The following is a 23539-nucleotide window of genomic DNA, read 5'->3' on the forward strand; positions in this document are numbered from 1 at the left end:
CCGTGCGTACCTTAAAGCGTAGCCGGGGGCGGGACGCCGGACGAACCATGTCCTCAGGGTGGTCTAGACCTCTGCCGGTGGTGGCCTACCCTTGATATATGAACGAATTCTCCAGGGCCGCACATGGGTTCTAACGCCTCGCGGATGGCCGGTGAGATCGACCGGCAGAATGGCACGCCCATCTACGTCCAGCTGCGCGAAATCCTCCGCACCCACATCGCGACTTCCTGCCCGCCGGGCTCGGCACTCCCGTCCGAGCGGGACCTTTCGGAACGGTTCGGGCTTGCCCGGATGACTGTCCGGCAGGCCATCGACGCCCTCGTAGGGGAGGAGGTCATCGAGCGGGTCGTGGGTCTGGGCACCTTTGTCCGGAAGCCAAAGCTGGATCTCCAGGTCAAGCTGACCTCCTACAGTGAGGAAATGCAGCGCCGCGGCATGGTCCCGGCGGCAAAAGTCCTCAGCTTCGAACAGATCGGCGCCAGCGCCTTCCTGGCCCGCGAACTACAGCTGGACGAGGGGACGCCCCTCGTCCGGTTCCGGCGCCTCCTGCTGGCCGACAACGAGCCCATGAGCGTGGACGAGAATTTCATCCCGGCCCACCGTGTGCCCGGCCTGCTCGACGGCGAGCCGCCCACCTCGCTCTACAACGTGCTCAGCGAACGCTACGGCCTCGTGATGGAGTGGGGCGAGGACATGATCGAGGCCACGGCTGCGTCACCCTCAACGGCGCGGCTGCTTAACGTCGACGTCGGCTCCCCGCTCCTGAAGATCCAGCGGCACGCCTTTGTTGCCAGGGCAATGGTCGACTACTCGGTGTCCTACTACCGTGCCGACCGGTACAAACTCTGGGTGCCGCTGCAGCGTCCCGGCATCAGGCCGACCCGCAACTACGCCTCCGGGTACCGCCCCTAAGGAAGCAACACGGGGTCTGGTGTCCAGAAGGCCTGGACACGCAGAAGGCCCGGTCCTGAGGGACCGGGCCTTCTGTGGTGAGGCAGTGGAGCCGTTTAGTGGCTGAGGGTCTTCTGGGACCCTGCAGACTCAACAGCCTCGTGGCCGCCGTGGTGGCCATGGGCCGCCTCAAGTTCGGCCGGGGTTGCCGGGGCTACCCGGTCCTCGAAGAAGAAGCGTGAGAGCTTCGCGCGGCGCTTCTCCTTCCGGTCCACGATGCCGTGCTCATTGGGTACCTCAGGCAGCGGAACCGGGGATTCGAAGCCGATCAGCTTGTAGCGCTTGTACTCGTCCAGCGGGGCGTGGACCTCGATGAACTCACCGTGCGGCAGGCGCACGATACGGCCGGTTTCGCGGCCATGGAGGGCGATCTCGCGGTCCTTGCGCTGCAACGCCAGCGCAACGCGCTTCGTCACGATGAAGGCGAGGATCGGGCCGACGAAGAACAGGGCCCGCAGCCAGTACGTCACATCATTCAGCGCGACGTGGAAGTGCGTGGCGATCAGGTCCGAGCCGGCCGCGGCCCACATGACGCAGTACCAGGTGAAACCGGCTGCTCCGATGGCGGTACGGGTCGGGGCGTTGCGCGGACGGTCCAGGACGTGGTGCTCGCGGTTGTCCTTGGTGATCCAGCGTTCGATCCACGGGTAGGTGAACATCACGGTGAAGAGGATCCCCGCAGGCACCAGGGCCGGCAGCAGCACGTTGAAAGTGAAGACGTGACCGAACCACAGCTGCTCGACGTGCCAGTCGCCGAACGTACCCGCCATCAGGCGCAAGGCACCGTCGACGAAGCCGATGTACCAGTCAGGCTGGGTTCCTGCGGAGACGGGGGAGGGATCGTAGGGGCCGTAGTTCCAGATCGGGTTGATCGTGAAGAACCCGGCCATCAGGGCGATCACGCCGAAGACGATGAAGAAGAATCCGCCGGCCTTGGCTGCGTAGACCGGGCCGAGGGGGTAGCCGACGACATTGCCGTCGTTACGTCCGGGGCCGGGGTACTGCGTGTGCTTGTGCACGACCACCATGAACAGGTGGAGCACGATCATCAGGAGGATGAGTGCGGGAACCAGCAGGATGTGGAGCATGTACAGGCGGCCGATGATGGCGGTGCCGGGGAATTCTCCGCCGAAGAGGAAGAACGAGATGTACGTGCCGATCACCGGGATGGACTTGATGACGCCGTCGATGATGCGCAGGCCGTTGCCGGAGAGCAGGTCATCGGGGAGCGAGTAACCGGTGAAGCCGGCGGCCATCGAGAGGATCAGCAGGACGCCGCCCACCACCCAGTTCATTTCGCGGGGCTTGCGGAAGGCGCCGGTGAAGAAGACGCGCAGCATGTGAACGGACACCGAAGCCACGAACAGCAGGGCCGACCAGTGGTGGACCTGGCGCATGAACAGGCCGCCGCGGACATCGAAGGAGATGTTCAGCGAGGAACTGTAGGCGACGGACATTTCGACGTTCTTCAGCGGCGTGTAGGAGCCCGCATAGTGGGTCTCCGCCATGGACGGATCGAAGAAGAAGGTCAGGAACGTGCCCGAAAGGAGCAGGATGACGAAGGAGTACAGTGCCACTTCACCGAACATGAAAGACCAGTGGTCCGGGAAGACCTTACGGCCAAATTCACGGAGAATTCCGGATCCACCGACACGCTCGTCGACGAAGTCGGTTATACGGCCACCTTTAGTCTTGGCGACGAAGGTGGGGGCTTCAGCTGTTGACGGTGCGCTCATGCTCATCACGCTCCCAGTAGCTCGGTCCAACAGGTTCATGGAAGTCGCTGGTAGCGACCAGGTAGCCCTCTGCGTCTACCGCGATGGGCAGCTGGGGGAGGGGCCGGCTGGCCGGGCCGAAGATAACCTTGCATTCCTGGGTCAGGTCGAAGGTTGACTGGTGGCACGGGCACAGCAGATGGTGGGTTTGCTGCTCGTACAGGGCAACAGGGCAGCCCACGTGGGTGCAGATCTTGGAGTAGGCAACGATGCCGTTGTAGCTCCAGTCCTCGCGGCCCGCGGAAGGCTTGAGGGATTCCGGGTTGAGACGCATGAGCAGGACGACGGCCTTGGCCTTTTCGTTCAGCTTGCCCTCCTGCAGCTCGTTGAGTCCTTCCGGGATGACGTGGAAGGCGGAGCCGATGGTGACGTCTGTGGCCTTGATGGGGGTGCCATCGGGGTCGCGGGTGAGCCGCTTGAGCTTGCCACCCTGCGGTGCCCACATGGTGTGCGCAAGCTTGTCGTCCGGGCGGGGACCAAGGTCTCCGAAGACGGCCAGCGCCGGCAGGGGAGCCAGCGCCATGGCGCCAAGCAGCGTGTTGCGGATCAGCGGCCGGCGCTTGATGCCGGTTTCCTCCACAATGTCATCGACAATGCGGACGGCGGCCAGCCGGTCTTCCTCAGTACGGATGGCATGGCGCTCTTCCGAGACCTCATGGTCCGGCATGAGGGCCTTGGCCCAGTGGACAATGCCGGTGCCGATGCCCAGCATGGCAAAGGCGGTGCCGATGCCCAGCAGCGCATTCTGCAACCGGATGGTCCCGATCGAGGAGTCGTCTCCCAGATCGATGGCAAAGTACGCCACCAGGAAAATCAGGGTGCCAACGACCGAAATCCCGAAAAGAAGGGCTACCTGCCGTTCTGCTTTCTTCGCGGCCCTCGGGTCCGTGTCAGCCAGGCGCAAACGATGCGGGGGAATTCCAGGATCCTGGAACTTCTCCACCTCATTCTGACCAGCCGTAGCTACGGTGCCCGAGTGGTTCGGACTGCCGTCACTATGGTTGCCCATAATTCGCCTCATCCCTCTCTCGTCTCGACATACGCCGAGTTAGCTTTCAATTCAAACTGCTGACGGGTCAGCAGAAAATTCTTACAGGTGCAACAGGGTCCGTCAGGACGTCCGGGATGTCAGCCAGATGGTGAAGGCGATGATGACGCCCAGGCCGGCAATCCAGACAAACAGACCTTCGGATACAGGACCCAAAGCTCCCAGGTCGGCGCCACCGGGTGAACCGTTGGTTTCGATCTGCTTCAGGAACGTGATGATGTCGCGCTTCCCCTCGGGGGAGATATTGGCGTTGCTGAAGACCGGCATGTTCTGGGGGCCGGTAACCATCGCTTCGTAGATGTGCGTGCCGCTGACACCCGCAAGGGCCGGGGCGAACTTGCCCCGGGTAAGTGCGCCGCCCGCGGCAGCAGCGTTGTGGCACATGGCGCAGTTCGTCCGGAAGAGCTCGCCGCCCTTTGCGGCGTCGCCCTTCTCATCAAGGAGACCCGCTTCCGGAATCGACGGGCCGGGGCCGAGCGTAGCCACGTAAGCGGCCAGCTGGCTGGTCTGCTGCTCATTGAACTGGGCGGGCTTCTTGTTGGCCTGCGGGCCGTTCATCTGCATGGGCATGCGTCCGGTGCCGACCTGGAAGTCAACGGCGGCTGCGCCGACGCCGACCAGGGAGGGTCCGTCTTTGGAGCCGCTGGCACCCATGCCGTGGCACGTGGCGCAGTTGGCGGCAAAGAGCTTGCCGCCTTCCTCTACGTCGCTTGCGGTGGAGCTGGTGGTGTCGGCCTTGGCCTGATTGACGGTTGTGGCAACGGCATACAGCCCACCAGTGACCAGGAGGCCCATCAGCAGCAATGCAATTGCTGCCAGTGGGTGACGTCGCTTCTGCGAGAGTGCCTTCACGTGGTGGTTCCTTTTTTCGATCCTGCGTTGGCTCCTGGAGCCGATTCTTGAAATTCTGCCTCTTGTAGAAAAAGAGTCAAGTCGTGGCTACTTGAGGACGTAGATGACCAGGAAGAGGCCGATCCACACGACGTCCACAAAGTGCCAGTAGTACGAGGTGACAATCGCTGAGGTTGCCTCAAAGTGGCCGAACTTCTTTGCAGCGAAGGAGCGGCCGATGATGAGCAGGAAGGCAACCAGGCCGCCGATAACGTGCAGGCCGTGGAAGCCCGTCGTTATGTAGAACGCCGAGCCATAAGCGTTGGAGGAGAGCGAGACATGCTCGGAAACGAGCATGGCGTACTCCGTCGACTGGCCGGCAACGAAGAAGGCACCCATGAGGAAGGTGAGGGTGAACCATTCGTTCATTCCCCACCGGGTGAAGCTCAGGGGTCCTCCGCTCCGGCGCGGCTGGAGCCGCTCAGCGGCGAAGACGCCCATCTGGCAGGTAAAGGAACTTGCCACAAGGACGATGGTGTTAACGAGCGCAAAGGGGAAGTTGAGCTTGGCTGTCTCCTCGGCCCACATCTGTCCGGAAGTCGAACGGAGTGTGAAGTACATGGCGAAGAGACCGGCGAAGAACATCAACTCACTGGAGAGCCAGACGACGGTTCCAACAGAAACCATGTTCGGGCGATTCAGCGTCGGGTGCGCCGGGGTACTGGGGGCATGGGTCGCAGATGTCACATAGACATTATGTCTATAAAACTCCCCGGTGCCCAACGCAAAACGCGTTTTGAGGGGACTTTTTCTACAAAGACGCGAATTCGCGCGGAAAAGTTCCCGCCCCCGTTCAGATTGGTCATTGCGGCACCCACCTCGATAGCATCAGAACGTGACTTCTCAGGCATCTGCACAGGCGGCAGGCAACACCTGGCCGCGGCTCATCAACGCCCTCATTAACGGTACGGACCTCACCGCCGGCAATACCGAGTGGGCCATGAACTCGATCATGTCCGGTGAGGCCAGCCCCGCACAGGTCGCCGGCTTCCTGGTGGCGCTTCGCTCCAAGGGCGAGACCGTGGACGAACTGGCAGGACTGGTCGAGGCAATGATCGCCAACGCCAACCCCATTGAGATTGCCGGCGAGAAGCTGGACATCGTCGGAACCGGCGGGGACCAGCAGAACACCGTGAATATCTCCACCATGGCCGCGCTGATTTCCGCCGGCGCGGGGGCGAAGGTGGTTAAGCACGGGAACCGTGCGGCATCGTCCACGTCCGGGTCCGCCGACGTGCTGGAAGCCCTGGGCGTGCGCCTGGACCTGCCGATTCCGCGTGTGGCCCGTAACGCGGAGGAGGCCGGAATCACCTTCTGCTTCGCCCAGGTGTTCCACCCTTCCATGCGGCATGCCGCCGTCGCGCGCCGCGAACTCGGCGTGCCGACTGCCTTCAACTTCCTGGGCCCCATGATCAACCCCGCGAATGTGCAGGCCTCCGCGGTCGGCGTGGCCAACGAACAGATGGCGCCGCTGGTGGCAGGAGTACTGGCCAAGCGCGGCAGCCGGGGACTCGTGTTCCGTGGCAACGACGGCCTCGACGAACTGACCACCACCGGCCCTTCGCACGTCTGGGAAATCCGCAACGGCGAGGTCGTCGAGTCCGTCTTTGATCCGCGCGAGCTGGGGATCCGCCAGGCGACGCTGGACGAACTGCGGGGCGGCGACGCCGTGGCGAACGCCGCCGTCGTCCGCGCTGTCCTGTCCGGTGCCCCGGGCCCGGCACGCGATGCCGCCCTGCTGAACGCCGCAGCCGGCCTGGTGGCCTTCGACCTGGACGCCGTCGGGACGCTCACCGAGCGCATGACAGCGGCGATGAAGCGGGCCGAGGAATCTGTTGCCTCCGGCGCGGCGGCCGCCGTCCTGGATCGTTGGGTTGCCCTTTCGCGGAGCTGACTCAAGCCCGGATCTGCTCAGGAATGCGACGAAAAAGCGGGGCCCGGCATCTGCCGGGCCCCGCTTTGTCGTGGCGTTACTGCTCGAAACCGAGGGCGAAGGCCGCGTCGAGGTCGTGCTGCGAGTAGGCCCGGAACGCGATCTGGGTGGTGGTATGCACTACGGCTGGAACCTTGGAGAGCTTGTCGGCGATGACGTCCGCAAGGTCCTCATGCCGGGCCACCCGGGCGATGGCGATCAGGTCCCATTCGCCCGTCACCGAATAGACCTCGCTGATCCCCTGGATGGCGGAGATTTCTTCCGCGGTCTCGGGGATACGGGAAGCCTCTGTTTTGATCAGGACGATAGCGGTGACCACGTGTGAACCTTTCCGGATCTGTTGCGCCGTTGCCGGCCCCTCCGGACCGTGCCATGTGCTTGCAAGCCTAATACATCAGGCCTGCCCGCGGCGCGTCCGGAGCCGCCGCAACCCTGCCACCGCCAAGCGGTAGCCGAGCAGGAACACCGCCAGGCTGATCAGCGCCACGATGATGAAAGGCAGCACCACGGTCTGCCCGGTGACTGCCCTCAGGAGCATGCCGACGGCTACCGTTCCCAGCCAGACGGTGACGCCGGCGGGCCACAGTGCCAGTGGAGCGCGCCACAGCCGCAGGCCGAGCCACGCCACGGCGGCTCCGGCGAGGAACGGCCAGGCGGTGGCAAGGACGCCGGTGATGACCTCCCCGCGCTGGTGGGCGTCCCGGCCGATGGCGGCGAAGGCCAGGATCAGCACCGCATCGGCGGCCGCGGCCAGCAGTGCGGAACCCTTGCTTGTGGACCGTGGCCGGTGGCCGGTGGACGGACGGGGGACCGGGGGTGTCGACGAAGGCATGAGTCCAAGCCTATCGGGGTACGCCGGCGGGCTGCCCCCGTTCGGGCCGGGAGTCCATCCGCCGTTGTGTGGCGAATCACGGCGGACTAGGCTCGGGGCCAGACCCGGGATCGCCGTCGGGCCCACCCCGGCGGCAGGTGCGAGAAGAGTTGAGGTCATCCGTGACAGAGAAGATCACCACGTGCCTGTGGTTTGATACCCAGGCCGAGGAAGCTGCCGAATTCTATGTGTCCGTGTTTGACGGATCCAGGGTGCTCAACGTGGCGCGCTATGGAGACGGCGGACCCGGACCCGCGGGGCAGGCCATCACCGTCCAGTTCGAAATCGACGGCCGGACCTTCACGGCCCTGAACGGGGGACCGGCCTTCAGCTTCAACGAGGCGGTGTCCTTCGTCATTGGCTGTGCCTCGCAGAAGGAAGTGGACCGGTATTGGTCGGCGCTGACCGACGGCGGGACGGAAAGCCGCTGCGGCTGGCTCAAGGACAGGTATGGCGTGTCCTGGCAGGTCATCCCGTCGGTGTTGGGCCAACTGGTCGGTGGGCCGGATCCCGACGGCGCGCAACGTGCCATGCAGGCGATGCTCGGGATGCGGAAACTGGATATTGCCGCGTTGCAGCGGGCGTATGACGGTTCCTGAGAACGCCCTGAGAGCCTGCGAACAGCGAAGACGGATGACGGATACGAACCCTGGAGGTCATCATGGCCACGAAAGCTCCGAAGGTCCCGGCGAAGAGTCCCGGCCGGGGAGCGTCTGAGCTCCGGCGTGCCGACGCGGCCGGCCTCGCGCCTCCGCAGCGGCCGGAAGAAATCCGCAACGTTGCGCTGGTGGGGCGGTCGGGATCCGGAAAGACGATGCTGACCGAGGCGCTGCTCGCCGCGACCGGCGCGATTTCCCGCAAGGGCTCCATCGCCGACGGCACCACCGTGAGTGACTCGGACCCGTCCGCAATCCACCAACAACGTTCGGTGTCGTTCTCAGTGGTTCCGGTGGTCGTCGACGGGGTCAAAGTGAACCTGATCGACACCCCGGGCTACACGGATTTTATCGGCGAGCTCCGCGCCGGGCTGCGGGCGGCGGACGCGGCGTTGTTCGTCGTGTCCGCGATTGACGACATCGATGCCGCGACGACCGCCCTGTGGGGGGAGTGTGAGCGGCTCGGACTGCCGCGGGCGGTGGTGATCAGCCGCCTGGACCACCCCCGGGCGGATTTCGACGCCGCCCTCGCCCGATGCCAGGCTGCCTTCGGGGACTCGGTGTTGCCGATTTACCTTCCGGTCCGCGCCGGTGCTGCGGTGACCGGATTATTGGGGCTGCTGTCGGGCACCGTTTCGCACCAGGATCCGGCAGCTGCGACGCCGGCCCACCGGGACGCGGACGACGTCGAACGCGCGGCGTCAGAATCCGCCCGGGGTGCGCTCATCGAAGGGATCATTGCCGAGAGCGAGGACGAGACGCTGCTGGACCGGTATCTCGGTGGCGAAGTGATCGCGGCCGAAATCCTGATCCGGGACCTGGAGACGGCCGTCGCCCGCGGGTCATTTTATCCGGTGCTGGCCGCCTCGTCAGAGACCGGCGTCGGGCTGGCGGAACTGCTGGAGGTGCTGACCCGCGCGTTCCCGTCTCCCGTCGAGCGGGAGCTGCCGGCCGTGACCGACCTTGCCGGGGCACCGGCCGGCCAGCCGGGCTGTGATCCCGCCGGGCCGCTGCTTGGCGAGGTGGTGCGCACCACGATCGACCCTTTCCTCGGGCGCGTCTGCCTGGTGAGGGTCTTTTCCGGCACGCTGCGGGAGGACACGTCCGTGCATGTGGGCGGCCACGGCTTGTCTGACCGGGGCCACGAGGACCATGACACTGACGAGCGGGTCACGCACCTCTATTCCCCGTTGGGAGCCGGCCTGCGTCCGGTTCCGTACTGCGTGGCCGGCGACATCGGCGCGCTCACCAAACTGGGGACCGCCGAGACCGGAGACACCATCTCGGCGAAGGAGTTGCCGCTGCTGATCGTCCCCTGGGACATGCCCGAGCCGCTGATGCCGGTTGCGATCGAAGCGGCGTCGCACGGTGATGAGGACGCCTTGGCCAGGAGCCTTGGCAAGGTCACCGCCGGGGACCCGACGCTCCGGGTGGAACGCAACTCCGAAACCCACCAGCTGATCCTGTGGTGCATGGGCGAGGCGCACGCCGAAGTGGTCCTGCGCACACTGCGCGACCAGGGCGTGAACCTGCATACCGTGGACGTGGTGACGCCCCTGCGGGAGACTTTCACCGCCGCGGCGGCGGGCCACGGACGGTTCGTCAAACAATCCGGAGGCCACGGCCAATACGCCGTCTGCGACATCCTGGTCGAGCCTCTCGACCGGGGTGCCGGGTTCGAGTTCGTCGACAGGACCGTAGGCGGGGTGATTCCCGGGCCCTTCATCACTTCGGTGGAGAAGGGAGTGCGGACGCAGCTGCAGAAAGGGGTGGCCGCCGGATTTCCCGTCGTCGACATCCGCGTCACGCTGGTGGGCGGCAAGACGCACAGCGTTGACTCCTCCGATGCGGCATTCCAGGCTGCCGGGGCGCTGGCCCTGCGGGAGGCCGCCGCCGCGACCCGCATCCAGCTGTTGGAACCGGTCTCGGCCGTGACCATCAGCGTTTCGGACGACTACGTGGGACCGGTGATGAGCGATTTGTCCTCCCGACGTGGACGCCTGACGGGAACATCGTCCGCCGGGGGAGACCTCACCGAGATCACTGCCGAAGTTCCGGACCAGGAGCTGTTGCGTTACGGGATCGAGCTGCGGGCGCTGACCGCGGGCAGCGGGCGCTTCCGCCGGAGCTACCTGCGGCATGAACCGGTGCCCTGAACCGCGGTGCCGCCATGAAGGCTTGATCCAGATCTCAGACGGCGCGGGCAACCCACCCGCACCCCATTCCGTGGAACAGAACATGCATGTGATAATTCCATCATGCGCAATCTTGCCGCTTCTCCGGTCGAGTCCGTCGACCGTGCCCTTCTGCTCGTTCTCCTGATGCGGGCGGAGGGACCGATCTCCGTGAAGGCCGCCGCGGAGTATCTCCATGTTGCTCCTTCCACGGCTCATCGGTTGCTCTCGGCGCTGGCGTTTCGGGGCTTCTGCGTCCAGGACAGCGAGCGCCGCTACCGTCCAGGGCCGGCGCTCTCGGACCATGTGGGAGAGGCCTTCACGGTCCAGGTGCTCCGGGAACGTGCACGCGGCGCGCTGGAGACCTTGCATGCGGCGGTGGCGGAAACGGTGCAACTTATGGTGCTTCGGGGCGGCAACATCCAGTTCATCGACGGGATTGAATCGGACGCCACCCTGCGGGTCGGGATGCTGGTGGGCGCTCAGATGCCCGCCTTCGTTTCTGCCGGGGGGAAAGCCATGCTGGCCCGGCTCAGCAGCGCCGAACTCGATGAGCTCTACCGGGACGGTCTGCAGGCCTGGCCCACAAGCAGGATCACTTCCTTGGCGATGCTGAAAAGAAGCATGACCAAGATCCGACGCGCGGAGTTCGCCACCAATTTCGAGGAGACGGAGCAAGGCGTGATCGGCCTGGGCGTCAGCGTTAATGATGCCGGCGGTAAGCCCGTTGCCGCCCTGACGACGGCGACTCCCAGCATCCGGTTCCGCCGGGCGGACATGCTCCGGTATGTCGACGCGTTGCGCGTGGCGGCCTCAACGGTTGAGTCAGCGCTGAAGCTGGCCCCGCCCCAGCGGGAAACGGCGTCGTTCTCTTCATAGTGAAAGCCGGTCCGGTCACCTTGGTGGATGACCGGACCGGCTCACAGCGTCCAGAGTGTTGAACGACCTAGTGCTGGTGGGAGGCGTCGTGCGCGTGCGCCGGCGCGGCAGTTGCTCCGGAGATGCTTCCCGTAATCCAGGACATCATCCCGGCCGCGGCGTCGAAGGCCGGCTTGCGGACCGCATGGGACCAGACGGTTTCCGGGCGGCATTGGAGCAGGATCAGGTTGCTGCCTTCGGGCAGTTCCTCATCCACCGCAAACTCGATGTCCTGTGGTGCCTGATGCATTTTCTCCAGCTTCTTTCCCAGCGCGGCCAGTGCCACCACCTCCTCGTCCTGCAGGCAGAGGGTTTGCCGGCGGTCGGCCGGGACGTCGACCGGCGCGTCACCGCGGCGGTATTCGATGATCTTGTCTCCCAGGACGCGGTCCGCGATTTCCAGTCCCACCTTGTCCACCACAAAGCGGTCCGGTGTTACTTCGCCGCCGACGACTGACAAGCCGAGGCCCCAGCTGGCTTCCATGACGATTTTGGACCGGTCCCCGCTCGTGGGGCTGAGCGTGAACATCACCCCGGCGGACCGGGCGCGCACCGTCTTCTGGACCACGACGGCCATCTCGATGGCATGTGGGTCAATCTCCTTCTCGGCCAGGTAGGAGAGCACGCGCCCGGCGAAGACGCTGACGTAGCATTTGTGCACGTACGCCAGGACGGCGTCCGCGCCGACGATGTCGACCCACGTTTCAAACTCGCCGGCGAAGCTGGCGCCGACCGAATCCTCCGCGGTTGCACTGGAACGGACGGCCACAGCGATGTCCGGCACGCCGGTGTCGGCGCAGAGCTTGGCGTACGCCGCGCGGACCGGGACCGCGACCTCTTCGGGCAGCGGCACTTGGGCGAACCGTTCGGTGATGGTGCGTTCGGCGTCGTCGAACGCGGACTGGTCCCGGCTGCTGCCCAGCCCGTCGAGCACCCCGCGGGTGAATTCCTGCAGGCCGCCGGTCCGGAGGTAGCTCCGGTAGGCTGCCGCGGTGACGGCGAAACCCGGGGCGACGGGCAGCCCGGCCGCCGTCATTTGGGCGAGGCCTGCGGCCTTGCCCCCTACTTCGCGGACATCCTGGCAATCCGGGTCACTGAATTCGTGGATATACATCTGGGTTCTCCTAAAGGGCCGCGACGGCGGTGGCGTCGTCGGCTGGTGTTGCGGGTTCCAGAACGACGACGGTCCCTGCCTTGCCGTCGATCCGGACCCTTTGTCCGGTGGTCAGGCGGGCGGTGGCAAAGCCGGTGCCCACGACGGCGGGAATGCCGTATTCACGGCAGACGATGGCGGCGTGGCACATCATGCCGCCGATATCGGTGATGACCCCGGTAGCCACCGCGAAGGCCGCGGCCCACGAGGGCGCGGTGATGGGAGCGACGAGGATTTCGCCGGGCTGGAGGAGGGGGAGGTCCTTCTCTGACCGCAGGACGCGGACGGGGCCCTCGACCACCCCGAGCGAGCCTGGGATTCCGTTGAGCGTGTCCGTGGCTCCGCCGGAGGCGCCGAGCCAGTCCTGCACCCGCTCGGTGGTGACGCCGTAGTTCATCACGGCGAACGGGTCCGTCACCTGCTGCGGCGGGATGCCGTAGGCGGGCGGGGCGCCGGCGGCCTGGAGCGCTGCGACGATCGGCCGGCGGCGGGCGATCTCGGCCTGCCAGCGCTTCTTGCCGCGGGCTGGTACACCGATGGCCCACGAGTCCACGACGTCGAAGAGTGCAGTGTCCAGTTCGAAGCGGTTGAGGTAGAACATGTCCTCCGCGTTGTCGAGGAAGCCGGCGGCGACGAGGAAGCGGGCGAGGTCCCAGGTCTTCTCCCAGAAGATCTTGTGGGACCAGTGCTCGACATAGATGTTGTGTTCTTCGATGTAGGGGAAGACCTTGCGGGCCAGCCCCAGGAGCTCGTCGAACTGGCGTGCTTCGTCGCCGGTGAGCAGGGCGCGGTACTCGTCCACGATCTCGTCCCGTTCGGAGCGGAGCCGCTCGATCGGCCGGGAGATGTCCTCGCCGGCGGCGATCTTCACGGCGTAGCGGGCGATGCCCTGCAGCGGGATGGAGAGGTCGCTGGCCCAGGTTTCCTGGTCGTGGGTGAAACCGTATTCGGCGAAGTAGTTGAACCAGGGGTCCTTGGCGGACTCGAACGCGGCAAGCCAGGTCCGGCCGTTCGCGGTTTCGGCCAGGGCGGCCAGGACGGCGTCGGCACCCGTGTCTCCGGTGATGATGGGGTTCAGGCCCAGTTCATTGGAGAGTGCCGCGAGCTTGCGCAGCTCGTCGTCCGGGCGGAAGGCGAGGACGTCGACCCCGGCCACCATCCGGGAGATGGACTGTTCGCTGATGAGGGGGAAGGCCTGCTTGCAGAACTGGAAGAAGGTGATGTAGCCGCCGTAGCCGAGGTTGAGGAACTCGAAGTGGTACTGCCAGATGGAGAAGAATTCGTCGATCAGCCGGTGGTAGTTTTCGATGACCGCCATGGCCGATGAGCGGCCGCGCGCTTCGCTGACCACCTCTGCCGGATCGTACTCGGTCAGGTGCGGGAAGCTGATGGTGCGCAGGGAATCGATGGCTCCCTCCATCTTGGTCTTCCACTTTGCGTACAGCTCATCCCAGTTGGCGTAATAGTAGCCGGCGCGCTCCTGGAAGATGGCCACGCGTTCCTGGATGCGTGCCGGGTCCTCGACTGCCAGCGGTGAGATGTAGACGTAGCCGTTGACCACGCGGACGTCCAGGCCCAGGGAAACCGGCAGGGCGAAGATCCGGGTGCTGAACGTGCCGACTCCCAGGTACACGGCTTCCGCGCCGATGCTGTCGAAGGGATGGCAGCCGCGGGACCAGTGCATGGTGTCAGCGAACCAGAACTGCTTGTTCTCGTGTTCGGTGGTTTCCTCGGAGGGGACGAGGTAATACGGGTACATCGATTCCCAGCCTTCGCCTCCGGCCGGTGTTGTGGCCTCGTTGAAGAACGGGAAGCGGGCGGTGCTCTTAGGGGTGGTTCCTGCGATGTCGGTCATGACCTGGCTCCTTGCGACTGTGAAAGGGATGGGGTGAGGTATTCAAGTAGTGCGGCGACGTCAGCCACGGCAAGATCCGGCCGCGCGGCGCCCTCGAGTGTGGCGAGCAGCCCGGGGGAGGTTGCTCCGGAGAGGACGAGGGCGCTGTGGGCACCCATGGACCTGGCCAGTTCGATTTCGACGGTGGCGTCGCCGACAACCGTGACCTGAGCCGCGGGGGTACCCAGCCGGTGCAGCAGGGTTTCCCCCAGCGCGGCGGAGGGCTTGCCCAGGACCTGGGCCACGGTGCCGGTGGTCCACCCGATGGCGGCCGCGATGGTTGCGGAGACGGCGACGGATTTGCCCAGCCCGCCGTGGAACCACGGGGCGTTGACGGTGGTGTACAGCGGCGCACCGGCGTCGACGGCGAGGCAGGCGGCGTTGAGGAGCCGGGTGCTGTAGCCGTTTGCCGCTCCGACCACGACGACGTCGGCAAGGGTCTTGCTGTCGGGCTCCGCCAGCTCGAGTCCCAGCTTCCGGATCGGATCCGCGAGGCCATCCTCGCCCACCACCAGCACACGGGCCCCGGCGTGGTGCGTGGAAATGTAGTCCGCTGCCGCGCTGCCGGCGGTGACGAAATCCGCATCCGGGACATCGATCCCCGCCGAGCGCAGATGCGCGGCGTACTCCCTCGGGGGCTTTTGGGAGGCGTTGGTGCAGATGAGGACGGCGTGCCCGGCCCGCCGCAGCGCGTCCACCAGTTCCCCCGCGCGGGGCATGGCTGTCCCGCCGGCGCCGCCGGCACGGGCGGTGCGCATCAGGCAACCGTCGACGTCCAACACCCACGCCCGTGAATTTCCGACTCCGTCGTTCATGCTGTAACCCCTTGTGCGGCGGCCGCTTCGTTGGAAGGGCTGCGTTGAAACGAAAATTTGGTGGTGCCGTCGCTGAGGGACACCGAGTACGTCGATGGGCGGTCGTTCACGGCCGCGAGCAGCCGGCGCAGCGTCGACGTCGCCGAGTTCTTTTTGGCGGCGTACATGGTGTCGACCTGCTCGGCGGGCATGACCGCACGCAGCAGCAGCTCTTCATCGCTGATCGTGGCCCCGAAGCGCCGCCGCAGATCGGCGATGGTGATGTCGCCGCCGTCGTTGACGGGCTGTTGCCCGCGCTTGGTTGCCATGGCACGGTCCAGCAGCTCGGGGTTCACGGCTCCCGGCAGCGGCCCGAAGTCCCCGCGCAGGAGGTCGATGACTTCGTCGGAGAGCTGTTTGTACCGTTCGCCTGTGATGACGTTCAGTGTGGCCTGGGTGACGATGTACTGCGCGAACGGCGTCATCACGATCGGCCAGCCGAGGTCTTCCCGGACCTGGACCGACTCCTCGATCACCTGGTCGAACAGATCAGCACGGCGGATCTCGCCGAGCTGCCGCCGCGTGGTGGACTGTACCCCGCCGGGGATGGTGTGCCGGTAATAGGCCTCGTCATATTCGTTCGGGGTGCCCACGGGCAGGTTCTTGATCCGTCCCTGCCGCTGCAGGTAGGTCGAGGCCTTCGCCATGGCGTCCAGATCCACGTTGACGCTGTGGCCGCGGGCCCGGAGGTTGTGGACCAGGCGCTGGGCTTCGGGGTGGGAGCTTCCGTTGGCCAGCGGTGGCAGGGCGCAGTGGATGGTGTCGATACCCAGGTCCGCCGCGTCCAGGACCGTGATCGGTGAGAGTCCGGTGGTGCTGTGGGAGTGGATTTCGTTCAGCCGGGTGGAGGTGAGGCTGGACTGCAGCAGCGGGACGAGGCTCTTGAGCCGGTCCGGGGTCAGCAGCCCGGCGGGATCCTTGAGGTAGACGCTGTCGATGGCGGCACAGTCGTCCAGCTCCGCGGCCTTGGCTGCGAAGTAGTCATCGGTATGGACGGGGCTGGTGGTGTAGCAGATCCCGCCGATGACTTCTTCGAAGCCGACGCGCTTGGCCATTTCGGCGGTGCGCTTGGCGCCCTCCATGTCATGCATGGGGTCGATCACCCACAACCGCTTGACGCCGTTGCGCACCAGGAGCTGGAAGGCCAGTTCGAAGACCGCGTCCGGGGTGCGGTGGAAGGTGATGAAGCGCTTGCCGGTGGTGAGGAATCCGAGCTGGGTGTTGGGCATCAGGTCCCGGGCGGCGCGCAGCCGCTCCCACGGATCCTCGTGGTGGTAGCGCACGGCGGTGGCCATGAGGGTGCTGGAGACCAGTTCCAGGGCGTGGTAGCCGACCTGGTCCAGCAGCGGGGCGACTCCCTCGACCATGCGCGTGGTGACGCCGGTGGCGCCCCAGATGCTCTGGTTGCCGTCCCGGAGGGAGACGTCGACGAGCTTGATGTCGGTCATGAGGGCACCTTCTCCGTCAGGAGTCCGTTCAGCCAGTGCGTGGTGACCGTGTTGTCCCGGTAGACGGGGTGGGCCAGGATCCGCTGCAGCAGGGGAAGGGAGGTGGTGACCCCTTCGATCTCGAATGCGGCCAGTGCCTGTTCCATCCGTTCGATGGCGGCCGCCCGGTCCGGTGCCCAGGCAATCTGCTTGGCCATCAGGGCGTCGTAGAAGGGCGGGAACCGGTACCCCTCGTAGATGTGTGAATCAAGCCGGAGGCCTCCCGCTGCCGAGGGCCGCCAGCGGGTGACGGTTCCCGGCGAGGGACGCAGGTCATGGTCCGGATCCTGTGCGGTGATCCGGCATTCGACCGCGTGGCCGCGCAGGCGGATGTCGGCCTGGGTGAAGGAGAGCGGTTCGCCGAGGGTGACCAGCAGCTGCTCCCGGACCAGGTCGACCCCGGTGACGGCTTCCGTTACCGGATGTTCCACCTGCAGGCGCGGGTTCACTTCCAGGAAAGCCAGTGAATCGCGGCTGACGTCGTAGAGGAATTCCACGGTGCCCAGGCCCACGTAGTCCAAGGCCTCTGCGATCCGCAGGGCGCTCTCGTACAGCAGCGTCCGGGTGGCTTCGGGAAGGACCGTGCAGGGTGCCTCTTCAACCACTTTCTGGTAACGGTACTGGACCGAGCATTCGCGTTCGCCCAGGTGGACCCGGTGGCCGTGGCGGTCACCGATGATCTGGACTTCCACATGCTTGGCGTCCTGGACGAAACGCTCGAGGAACACGGTGCCGTCGCCGAAGGATGCTTCGGCCTCGGCCGAGGCCAGTTGCCAGGCTTCGGCCAGTTCCGCGGAGTTTTCCACGAGCTTCATGCCGCGGCCGCCGCCGCCGTGGGCTGCCTTGATGAGTACGGGATAGCCGATGCCCTCAGCCAGTTGCTGCACTTCACCGGCCGACGTCGCGGTGCCGCCGGCGGAGACGGGAACATCCACGGATTCGGCCAGCCGGCGCGCGGTCAGCTTGTCGCCGAGCGCCCGCAGGGCGTCAGGGGAGGGGCCCACAAAGGTCAGGCCGTGCTCGGCGCAGAGTTCGGCAAACGCCGGGCGTTCGGAGAGGAAGCCGTAGCCCGGGTGCACTGCGGTGCACCCGGTGGAGATGGCAGCCTGGACGACGGCGTTCATGTTCAGGTAGCTGTCGGCGGGCCGGGGTGCGCCAAGCGTGACGACGCGGCCTGCGCGCCGGGCAGCCAGGGTGTCCTTGTCCGCCGTTGAGACCCCCAGCACCGTGTCGTAGCCGAGCCGGTCGCAGGCCTCAATGATGCGGACCGCGATTTCCCCCCGGTTCGCGACAAAGATGCGGTGCTTCATGATGCCGTCCGGATGGCAAACAGCGGCTGCTCAAACTCCACCAGGTCCCCGTCCTTGACGAAGACGGCGGTCACCTCACCTGCAGCGCCCGCGGTCACCGAGTTCATCAGCTTCATGACCTCGACGATGCACAGCACCGCATCGGCCGCCACCGAGTCCCCGACCTTCACAAAGGCCGGCTCGCCGGGCTTGGGTGCCCCGTAATAGGTGCCGAGCATCGGCGCGGTGACCAGGAGGTGCCCATCGGGCAGCGAGCCGGGGCTGACGGCGGGGGAATGGCCGTTCTGCGCCACAGCGGTGGGGGCCGGTGCCACCGCCGGGGCCGCGGAAATCGGACCTGCCGGGGCAGCGGGCAGCGCTGCGGGCGGAGGCGCAGATGTTCCGGCCGCCGCAACAGCCGTGTGCTGGGCCGCATTGTCCGGAATGTATCCGCCCCTGCGTACGTGGAGGCGCAGCGAGCCTTTCTCATAAAGAAAATCAGTGAACTCTGTTTTATCGAGCTGCTCGATAATCGCAGCGAGCTCCTCCAGGTCAACGTCCATGTGGGTACTTCCTCTCTCAGGCCTGCCGTCGTTGAACAAGCCGAATGTGGCGTCCGCCACTTTCTCCCAGACTAGGGACGCATCCCGCTGTAAGCAACGCATTTGGAAGAGATTCCGCTCTGCGCAATTCAGGGTCTATCGGCGCCTCCGGACAGCAGCCCGCTCTCGGTCATGGACGCAGCTTCCCTGAGTGCCTTGACGTGATCGGGGAGCATCGCCTTCTTGTATCTCGCCGTGGGGATCGCCGTCGTGAAGGCGGCGACGGGCTTTCCGGTGGCGTCCCTGATGCAGACCCCCAGCCCGCTCACCCCCTGCTCCGTTTCCTCGAGATTTGCCGCGTAGCCTGCCTTGCGGACCGCCGCCAGCTGCCGCTTGAGCACGGGCAGGGCGTGGATCCTGGCGGTAGGCCACGGGGGCAGGCCGCCGCGGTAGACCTGTTCGAGTTCCACGTTGCCGAGTTCGGCCAGCATCGCCTTGCCGCCTGCGGAGCAATAGGCCGGCATGAGGTCCCCCATCCGGGCTTTCACGTGAAGCGCGGCCTCCGACTCGATTCCGTCGATAAAGCGGACGTGCGGGCCCGCCGGCACCATGAGCTGGACGGTGTCGTTGACGTCTCCATATAGCTGCTGCAGCGCCGGGCGCGCCGCCTGCCGCAATTGGTTGACCGAGAAATGACTCTCGCCGCGAGAAACCAGCTGGGGACCCGCGCGATAGCGGCGTTCCCGGTCCTGAACGGCAAAGTCCCGGTCGACGAGGGCACCGAGCAGTCGGTGGGCTGTGGACGGAGCCACACCCAAGCGCTCCCCGGCGGACTTGACGCTCATGACCTCTCCGGTGCGCAGCCAGGTCACCAGTTGAAGTGCCCGGTCGACGGATTCGAGTTTCGAGGGACTTTCAGAATTTCGCATAGCAGAATCGTCGCACAGTGCTGCGCTACCGCCCAAGAATATCTTCATTGAGCTATGACGCTGTCAGCCTGCAGGGTAGATAAGAGGACCCTGAATGCGTATTCCGCTAGCCGAAATTTGCAACAAAATTGTGGCATGTCGTGGTTGTCTGTGACTACGCTCGCTTCATGGCGCTTTTGCCTCCCCGCACCAGGCGTGCCTAACCCGGCCGCATCAAGAAAGTAGACATGGACGTCTTAGCTCAAATCCGTCAGTCACGGATGACCCGTTTTCAAGTGATGGCCGTGGCAATCGCACTGACACTCATCCTCATTGACGGATTTGACGTCGCCGTGATGGCGTACGCCGCCCCTAGCCTGTCAAGGGCTTGGGGACTCGACCCGGTCACCCTCGGCTTCCTGCTCAGCGCCAGCCTCTTCGGCATGGCCGCCGGCTCCATATTTCTCACTCCGCTGGCGGATAAGATCGGGCGCCGCCGGCTCGCCCTGATTTCGCTCGTCATCATCAGCATCGGTATGGTGCTCTCCATCTTCAGTGCCGACGCCATGCAGTTGATGGCCTTCCGCGTCGTCACGGGGCTCGGCGTGGGCGGGATGATGGCCAACCTGAACGTGCTCGTATCGGAGTACTCCTCCGACAAGCGCCGCGGCACCATCATCGGGATCTACGCCGCCGGCTACCCGATCGGCGCCACGATCGGGGGCCTTATGTCCGCACCGCTCATTCCCGTCTATGGGTGGCACTCGGTGTTCGTCACGGGCGCCGCCCTGACGGTGCTGATGCTCCTGGTCTCGTGGCGCTTCCTGCCGGAATCCCTGGACTACCTGCTGACCAGCCGCCCCGCCGGTGCGCTGGCCAAGGTCAACGGGATCCTGGCCAAGATCGGCCGCCCGGCACTTGACGGCCTGCCGGTCCTCCCTGCGGCGGTCCGCCAGCAAAGCGCCGTCGCTGAGATCCTGAGCCGCCCCACGCGTTTCCGGACCCTGGCCCTGTGGATCGGGTACGCCTGCCTCGTCGCCGCCTACTACTTCGCGAACACCTGGACCCCGAAGATCGTCGCGGCAGCCTCCGGCAACGACTCCCTCGGCGTGACCATCGGCGTGATCGCCAATGCGGGCGGCATCCTCGGCTGCTTCATCTTCAGTGCGCTGGCCATCAAGTTCCGCAGCCGGCCCCTGCTGGTATGGTCCCTCGGCCTCGCAGCGGCAGCCTACCTGCTCTTCGGCCTCGTGTTCTCCCAGATCAGCGTCGCCATTGTGGTGGCCCTGTTCCTGGGTATCCTCACCACCGCGGGCATCGCCGGCTTCTACGCTGTCGCCCCTGACATCTACACCGCCCGGGCACGGGCCACCGGCATCGGCTGGATGATCGGCCTTGGCCGCCTGGTCTCCATCGTGGCCCCGATCCTTGTCGGCTACCTCATCTCGGGCGGATGGAAGCCGGAGACGAACTTCTTCCTCTTCGCCATCCCGCTGGCAGCCTCCACCCTCTGCATCGTGGCGCTCGGCATCTCTGTCAGGCGCACCCGCCCCGCGGGGATGCTCGAGGCCGCCGTGGCGCCCAGCACGACCACGGCCTGAACGGCCGCCGCACCATTTGCCCAGGAACCACCAGAAGGAATCCCATGCGTTCAGTTGAAACCGGCACCCTGCTCAGGGCCGCCCCGTCCCGGAAGGACTGGTCCGGCTCCCGGATGGGTGTCTTCCTCGAAGACATCGAGCGGAAGACAGGCCGGCATTTCGCCGACTATGACGAAGCCTGGCAATGGTCCGTCGACAACCTGGAGGAGTTCTGGGGGGCCGTTTGGGAGCACTTCGAGATCATCACCCATAGCCCGTACGAGACGGTGCTGCGGGACCAGAAGATGCCGGGCGCCGAATGGTTCCCCGGTGCGACGATCAACTACGCGGAACACATCGTCCGCGCCGTTGGCCAGCGCCGTGACGGCGTCATGATCAAGTCCCGCAGCCAGACCACCGGCAGTTCCGAATGGACCGGTGCACGCCTGCTTGAGGAAATCGGCCGCATCCAGCAGGGTCTGATCCGCCTGGGCATCACCGCCGGGGACCGGGTGGCCGGATACCTCCCCAACATTCCGCAGACGCTGGCCGCCTACCTGGCGACGGCCGCACTGGGAGCAATCTGGTGCTCGGTGCCGCCGGAGATGGGTCCCAAATCGGTCCTGGACCGCATCAGCCAGCTGGAACCGTCCCTGATCCTCGCGATTGATGGCTACCGGTGGGGCCGGAAGGACCTGTCGCGGGCGGACGACCTGGCCCGGATCCGGGAACAGCTCCCGGAGACCCCGGTGGTCCTCCTGCCGTACCTGGATCAGGACTGCGACATTCCTGCCGGCGCCATTTCCTACGCCGACTTCACCTCCGAAACCGGGGAGATCCGCTTTGAGCCCGTTCCGTTTTCCCACCCCCTCACGGTGCTCTTTTCCTCCGGAACCACCGGAAAACCCAAGGCGATCGTCCATTCGCACGGGGGCCTGCTGCTGGAGCACTTCAAGGCCATGGGGCTGCACTTCAACATGGGCCCGGCCGACACCGCCTTCTGGTTCACTACCACCGGCTGGATGGTGTGGACGCTGGGGGTTTCCACGCTGCTGACCGGTGCCGCGATGGTGCTCATGGACGGGGACCCGAACTGGCCCTCGCTTGATGGGGAATGGTCCCAGTGGGCCGTGGCGGCCGAAACGGAGGCCACGTACCTCGGCACCGGCTCGGCCTACCTGGCCGCCTGCGCCCACGCGGGCCTGACGCCCGGGAAGACCTGGGACCTGGGCCGGCTGCGCGAGATCCAGTGCTCCGGCTCGCCGCTCGCCGCGGACGTCGCCGCCTGGGTGATGGACGACGTCGGCCCGGGGCTGCTGCTGGCCCCCACCTCGGGCGGCACTGACATTTGTGCAGCCTTCCTGGGCGGCAGCCCGCTGACGGGCGTCTATGCCGGCGAAATGTCCTGCCGCCCGCTGGGTGTCTCGGTGGAATCCTGGGACCCGGAGGGACGGCCGCTGCACGGCAAGGCAGGGGAACTCGTCGCCACCAGGCCCATGCCGTCGATGCCCGTCTTCTTCTGGGGTGACGAGGGCCAGGAACGCTACCGCGAGAGCTACTTCGGTGCCTATGAAGGCGTCTGGCGGCACGGGGATTGGCTCATCGAGACCGAGCGGGGCACCTGGGTGATTTCCGGCCGGTCCGACGCCACGCTGAACCGCGGCGGGGTCCGCCTGGGCACAGCCGAGTTCTACGCGGTTCTTGACGGACTGGCCGCCGTCAACGACAGCATGGTCCTGCACTTCGAGGATCCTGCCGGCGGAATGGGCCGCCTGGTGCTGCTCATCGAGGCCCAGGAAGGGGCCGACAAAACCGCACTTGAAGCTTCGGTGCGCCGATCGCTGCGGACGGAACTCTCGCCCCGGCACGTGCCCGACGATGTCGTATTCGTGCCCAGCATTCCTCGCAACCCCTCGGGCAAGCGGCTGGAAATTCCGCTCAAGCGCGTCATCCAGGGCGCCGTCATGGGCGATGTCCTGGATCCGGGTGTGCTGGTCAAGCCCCAGGACGTCGAAGACACCGTACGGATCATCAAAGAGGCATTTGCCGCGTGAACGACTGAGGGCGTCGGCCCGGGTCTGACCGGCACGGCTGAAGTCAGGACGTTGAGGGCTTCCCTGCTTCAACATGGACCAGCAGGTTCCGCAGCAGCCGGGTCAGTTCCTCCCGGTCTGCGGCGGACATGAAGCTGATGACCTGTTCTTCGAAGTCCGAGACCGAGCGGAGCACGGGAAGGATGATTTCCTGGCCCTTGAGGGTCATCCGGATGAACGCCCCGCGCCCGTCCCGCGGGTTGCTTTCCCGGGTGACGAGCCCGGCGTCGACCAGTTTGTTGATCCGTTTGGTGGTTCCAGCGCCCGAGGTGATGAGGTCGGCGGCCAGTTCCGACGGCGTCATCGGGCGCCCGGTCCGGGTCAGCAGCGCCAGGATGTCGAATTCGGCGCGGCTGATGCCGCAGCCCGTCAGGACGCTGTCGCTCTGGAGTTGGATGAGCTGGGCCAGGCGGCGGATCCGCCCGACAATCGCGGCGGGGGCGCTGCTGATGTCGGGATCGATGCGCCGCCACTGGTCCTGGACGGTATCAATGTAGTCGCGGGCTGCGGTCATTGTTCTTC

The 23539-nt window shown here is 65.8% G+C and carries 21 protein-coding genes; 7 read left to right on the forward strand and 14 right to left on the reverse strand.

Annotated elements, in window-relative coordinates; genetic code table 11:
- The first annotated feature begins 123 nt into the window (after positions 1–123).
- A complete protein-coding gene (locus tag E5206_RS12145) occupies positions 124–912 on the forward strand; it encodes a GntR family transcriptional regulator (protein ID WP_136322703.1) in 789 nt (262 codons plus the stop codon).
- A 95-nt stretch (positions 913–1007) separates the two neighbouring features.
- Here the strand turns inward: E5206_RS12145 and E5206_RS12150 are convergent, their stop codons facing one another.
- The 4 genes from E5206_RS12150 to E5206_RS12165 all read right to left on the reverse strand — a co-directional run bounded on the left by E5206_RS12150 (position 1008) and on the right by E5206_RS12165 (position 5352).
- A complete protein-coding gene (locus tag E5206_RS12150) occupies positions 1008–2687 on the reverse strand; it encodes a cytochrome bc complex cytochrome b subunit (protein ID WP_136322704.1) in 1680 nt (559 codons plus the stop codon).
- Positions 2665–3735, reverse strand: coding sequence for a Rieske 2Fe-2S domain-containing protein (locus tag E5206_RS12155; RefSeq protein WP_136322705.1), 1071 nt, complete (start codon positions 3733–3735; stop codon positions 2665–2667). The genes E5206_RS12150 and E5206_RS12155 overlap by 23 nt, the downstream gene beginning before the upstream one ends.
- 102 nt (positions 3736–3837) lie before the next feature.
- Positions 3838–4626 (reverse strand): c-type cytochrome, encoded by a 789-nt coding sequence (locus E5206_RS12160; RefSeq protein WP_136322706.1) that lies wholly within the window; start codon positions 4624–4626, stop codon positions 3838–3840.
- Between the two features lie 87 nt (positions 4627–4713).
- Entirely contained in the window at positions 4714–5352 is a 639-nt protein-coding gene (locus tag E5206_RS12165) for a heme-copper oxidase subunit III (protein ID WP_205759911.1), read from the reverse strand.
- A gap of 148 nt (positions 5353–5500) precedes the next feature.
- Between E5206_RS12165 and trpD the strand changes: the two genes are divergently transcribed.
- On the forward strand, positions 5501–6559 hold the full coding sequence (trpD, locus tag E5206_RS12170; RefSeq protein WP_136322707.1) for an anthranilate phosphoribosyltransferase: 1059 nt from the start codon (positions 5501–5503) through the stop codon (positions 6557–6559).
- 76 nt (positions 6560–6635) lie between these two features.
- On the opposite strand, the gene E5206_RS12175 is transcribed toward trpD, so the two are convergent.
- Positions 6636–6917, reverse strand: a complete 282-nt coding sequence (locus E5206_RS12175; protein WP_136322708.1) for an Lrp/AsnC ligand binding domain-containing protein — start codon at positions 6915–6917, stop codon at positions 6636–6638.
- Positions 6918–6992: 75 nt separating this feature from the next.
- Positions 6993–7430 (reverse strand): DUF3054 domain-containing protein, encoded by a 438-nt coding sequence (locus tag E5206_RS12180; RefSeq protein ID WP_136322709.1) that lies wholly within the window; start codon positions 7428–7430, stop codon positions 6993–6995.
- Positions 7431–7591: 161 nt separating this feature from the next.
- Between E5206_RS12180 and E5206_RS12185 the strand changes: the two genes are divergently transcribed.
- From E5206_RS12185 to E5206_RS12195, 3 genes are all read left to right on the forward strand, one after another.
- Positions 7592–8068, forward strand: coding sequence for a VOC family protein (locus tag E5206_RS12185; RefSeq protein ID WP_136322710.1), 477 nt, complete (start codon positions 7592–7594; stop codon positions 8066–8068).
- Between the two features lie 62 nt (positions 8069–8130).
- The gene (locus E5206_RS12190) at positions 8131–10281 is read left to right on the forward strand and encodes an elongation factor G-like protein EF-G2 (RefSeq protein ID WP_136322711.1); all 2151 of its coding nucleotides are present in this window, start codon (positions 8131–8133) and stop codon (positions 10279–10281) included.
- A gap of 102 nt (positions 10282–10383) precedes the next feature.
- Positions 10384–11178: an IclR family transcriptional regulator gene (locus tag E5206_RS12195; protein WP_136322712.1), complete on the forward strand. Its 795-nt coding sequence runs from the start codon at positions 10384–10386 to the stop codon at positions 11176–11178.
- Between the two features lie 67 nt (positions 11179–11245).
- Here E5206_RS12195 and E5206_RS12200 read toward each other — a convergent pair whose 3' ends face one another.
- The 7 genes from E5206_RS12200 to E5206_RS12230 form a co-directional block, all read right to left on the reverse strand.
- Complete coding sequence (locus E5206_RS12200; RefSeq protein WP_136322713.1) at positions 11246–12331, reverse strand: PEP/pyruvate-binding domain-containing protein; 1086 nt, start codon at positions 12329–12331, stop codon at positions 11246–11248.
- 10 nt (positions 12332–12341) lie between these two features.
- Positions 12342–14225 carry a PEP-utilizing enzyme gene (locus E5206_RS12205; protein ID WP_136322714.1) on the reverse strand — a complete coding sequence of 628 codons (1884 nt, stop codon included), beginning with the start codon at positions 14223–14225 and terminating at the stop codon, positions 12342–12344.
- Positions 14222–15079: an HAD hydrolase-like protein gene (locus E5206_RS12210; RefSeq protein ID WP_136322715.1), complete on the reverse strand. Its 858-nt coding sequence runs from the start codon at positions 15077–15079 to the stop codon at positions 14222–14224. The genes E5206_RS12205 and E5206_RS12210 overlap by 4 nt, the downstream gene beginning before the upstream one ends.
- Positions 15076–16566, reverse strand: coding sequence for a pyruvate/oxaloacetate carboxyltransferase (locus E5206_RS12215; RefSeq protein WP_136322716.1), 1491 nt, complete (start codon positions 16564–16566; stop codon positions 15076–15078). The genes E5206_RS12210 and E5206_RS12215 overlap by 4 nt, the downstream gene beginning before the upstream one ends.
- A complete protein-coding gene (locus E5206_RS12220) occupies positions 16563–17915 on the reverse strand; it encodes a biotin carboxylase N-terminal domain-containing protein (RefSeq protein ID WP_136322717.1) in 1353 nt (450 codons plus the stop codon). Before E5206_RS12220 ends, E5206_RS12215 begins: the two co-directional genes overlap by 4 nt.
- Entirely contained in the window at positions 17912–18457 is a 546-nt protein-coding gene (locus E5206_RS12225) for a biotin/lipoyl-containing protein (RefSeq protein WP_136322718.1), read from the reverse strand. Before E5206_RS12225 ends, E5206_RS12220 begins: the two co-directional genes overlap by 4 nt.
- 128 nt (positions 18458–18585) lie before the next feature.
- On the reverse strand, positions 18586–19365 hold the full coding sequence (locus E5206_RS12230; RefSeq protein WP_136322719.1) for an IclR family transcriptional regulator: 780 nt from the start codon (positions 19363–19365) through the stop codon (positions 18586–18588).
- Positions 19366–19643: 278 nt separating this feature from the next.
- Here E5206_RS12230 and E5206_RS12235 point away from each other — a divergent pair, with 278 nt between their 5' ends.
- Together E5206_RS12235 and E5206_RS12240 are read left to right on the forward strand one after the other, a co-directional pair.
- Complete coding sequence (locus E5206_RS12235; RefSeq protein WP_240690182.1) at positions 19644–20945, forward strand: MFS transporter; 1302 nt, start codon at positions 19644–19646, stop codon at positions 20943–20945.
- Positions 20946–20989: 44 nt separating this feature from the next.
- Complete coding sequence (locus tag E5206_RS12240) at positions 20990–22978, forward strand: acetoacetate--CoA ligase (RefSeq protein WP_136322721.1); 1989 nt, start codon at positions 20990–20992, stop codon at positions 22976–22978.
- Between the two features lie 43 nt (positions 22979–23021).
- Here E5206_RS12240 and E5206_RS12245 read toward each other — a convergent pair whose 3' ends face one another.
- The gene (locus E5206_RS12245; protein ID WP_136322722.1) at positions 23022–23531 is read right to left on the reverse strand and encodes a MarR family transcriptional regulator; all 510 of its coding nucleotides are present in this window, start codon (positions 23529–23531) and stop codon (positions 23022–23024) included.
- Positions 23532–23539: the final 8 nt, after the last annotated feature.

Source organism: Arthrobacter sp. PAMC25564 (assembly GCF_004798705.1).
Lineage (GTDB): Bacteria > Actinomycetota > Actinomycetes > Actinomycetales > Micrococcaceae > Arthrobacter.

Bases quoted from the DNA above. Each gene is read 5' to 3' on its own strand.
- E5206_RS12195 (WP_136322712.1), top strand. From the start codon at position 10,384: ATGCGCAATCTTGCCGCTTCTCCGGTCGAGTCCGTCGACCGTGCCCTT.
- E5206_RS12245 (WP_136322722.1), bottom strand. From the start codon at position 23,531: ATGACCGCAGCCCGCGACTACATTGATACCGTCCAGGACCAGTGGCGG.
- E5206_RS12145 (WP_136322703.1), top strand. From the start codon at position 124: ATGGGTTCTAACGCCTCGCGGATGGCCGGTGAGATCGACCGGCAGAAT.
- E5206_RS12210 (WP_136322715.1), bottom strand. From the start codon at position 15,079: ATGAACGACGGAGTCGGAAATTCACGGGCGTGGGTGTTGGACGTCGAC.
- E5206_RS12215 (WP_136322716.1), bottom strand. From the start codon at position 16,566: ATGACCGACATCAAGCTCGTCGACGTCTCCCTCCGGGACGGCAACCAG.
- E5206_RS12190 (WP_136322711.1), top strand. From the start codon at position 8,131: ATGGCCACGAAAGCTCCGAAGGTCCCGGCGAAGAGTCCCGGCCGGGGA.
- E5206_RS12235 (WP_240690182.1), top strand. From the start codon at position 19,644: ATGGCCGTGGCAATCGCACTGACACTCATCCTCATTGACGGATTTGAC.
- E5206_RS12155 (WP_136322705.1), bottom strand. From the start codon at position 3,735: ATGGGCAACCATAGTGACGGCAGTCCGAACCACTCGGGCACCGTAGCT.
- E5206_RS12240 (WP_136322721.1), top strand. From the start codon at position 20,990: ATGCGTTCAGTTGAAACCGGCACCCTGCTCAGGGCCGCCCCGTCCCGG.
- E5206_RS12230 (WP_136322719.1), bottom strand. From the start codon at position 19,365: ATGCGAAATTCTGAAAGTCCCTCGAAACTCGAATCCGTCGACCGGGCA.
- E5206_RS12205 (WP_136322714.1), bottom strand. From the start codon at position 14,225: ATGACCGACATCGCAGGAACCACCCCTAAGAGCACCGCCCGCTTCCCG.
- E5206_RS12150 (WP_136322704.1), bottom strand. From the start codon at position 2,687: ATGAGCGCACCGTCAACAGCTGAAGCCCCCACCTTCGTCGCCAAGACT.
- E5206_RS12220 (WP_136322717.1), bottom strand. From the start codon at position 17,915: ATGAAGCACCGCATCTTTGTCGCGAACCGGGGGGAAATCGCGGTCCGC.
- E5206_RS12200 (WP_136322713.1), bottom strand. From the start codon at position 12,331: ATGTATATCCACGAATTCAGTGACCCGGATTGCCAGGATGTCCGCGAA.
- E5206_RS12180 (WP_136322709.1), bottom strand. From the start codon at position 7,430: ATGCCTTCGTCGACACCCCCGGTCCCCCGTCCGTCCACCGGCCACCGG.
- E5206_RS12225 (WP_136322718.1), bottom strand. From the start codon at position 18,457: ATGGACGTTGACCTGGAGGAGCTCGCTGCGATTATCGAGCAGCTCGAT.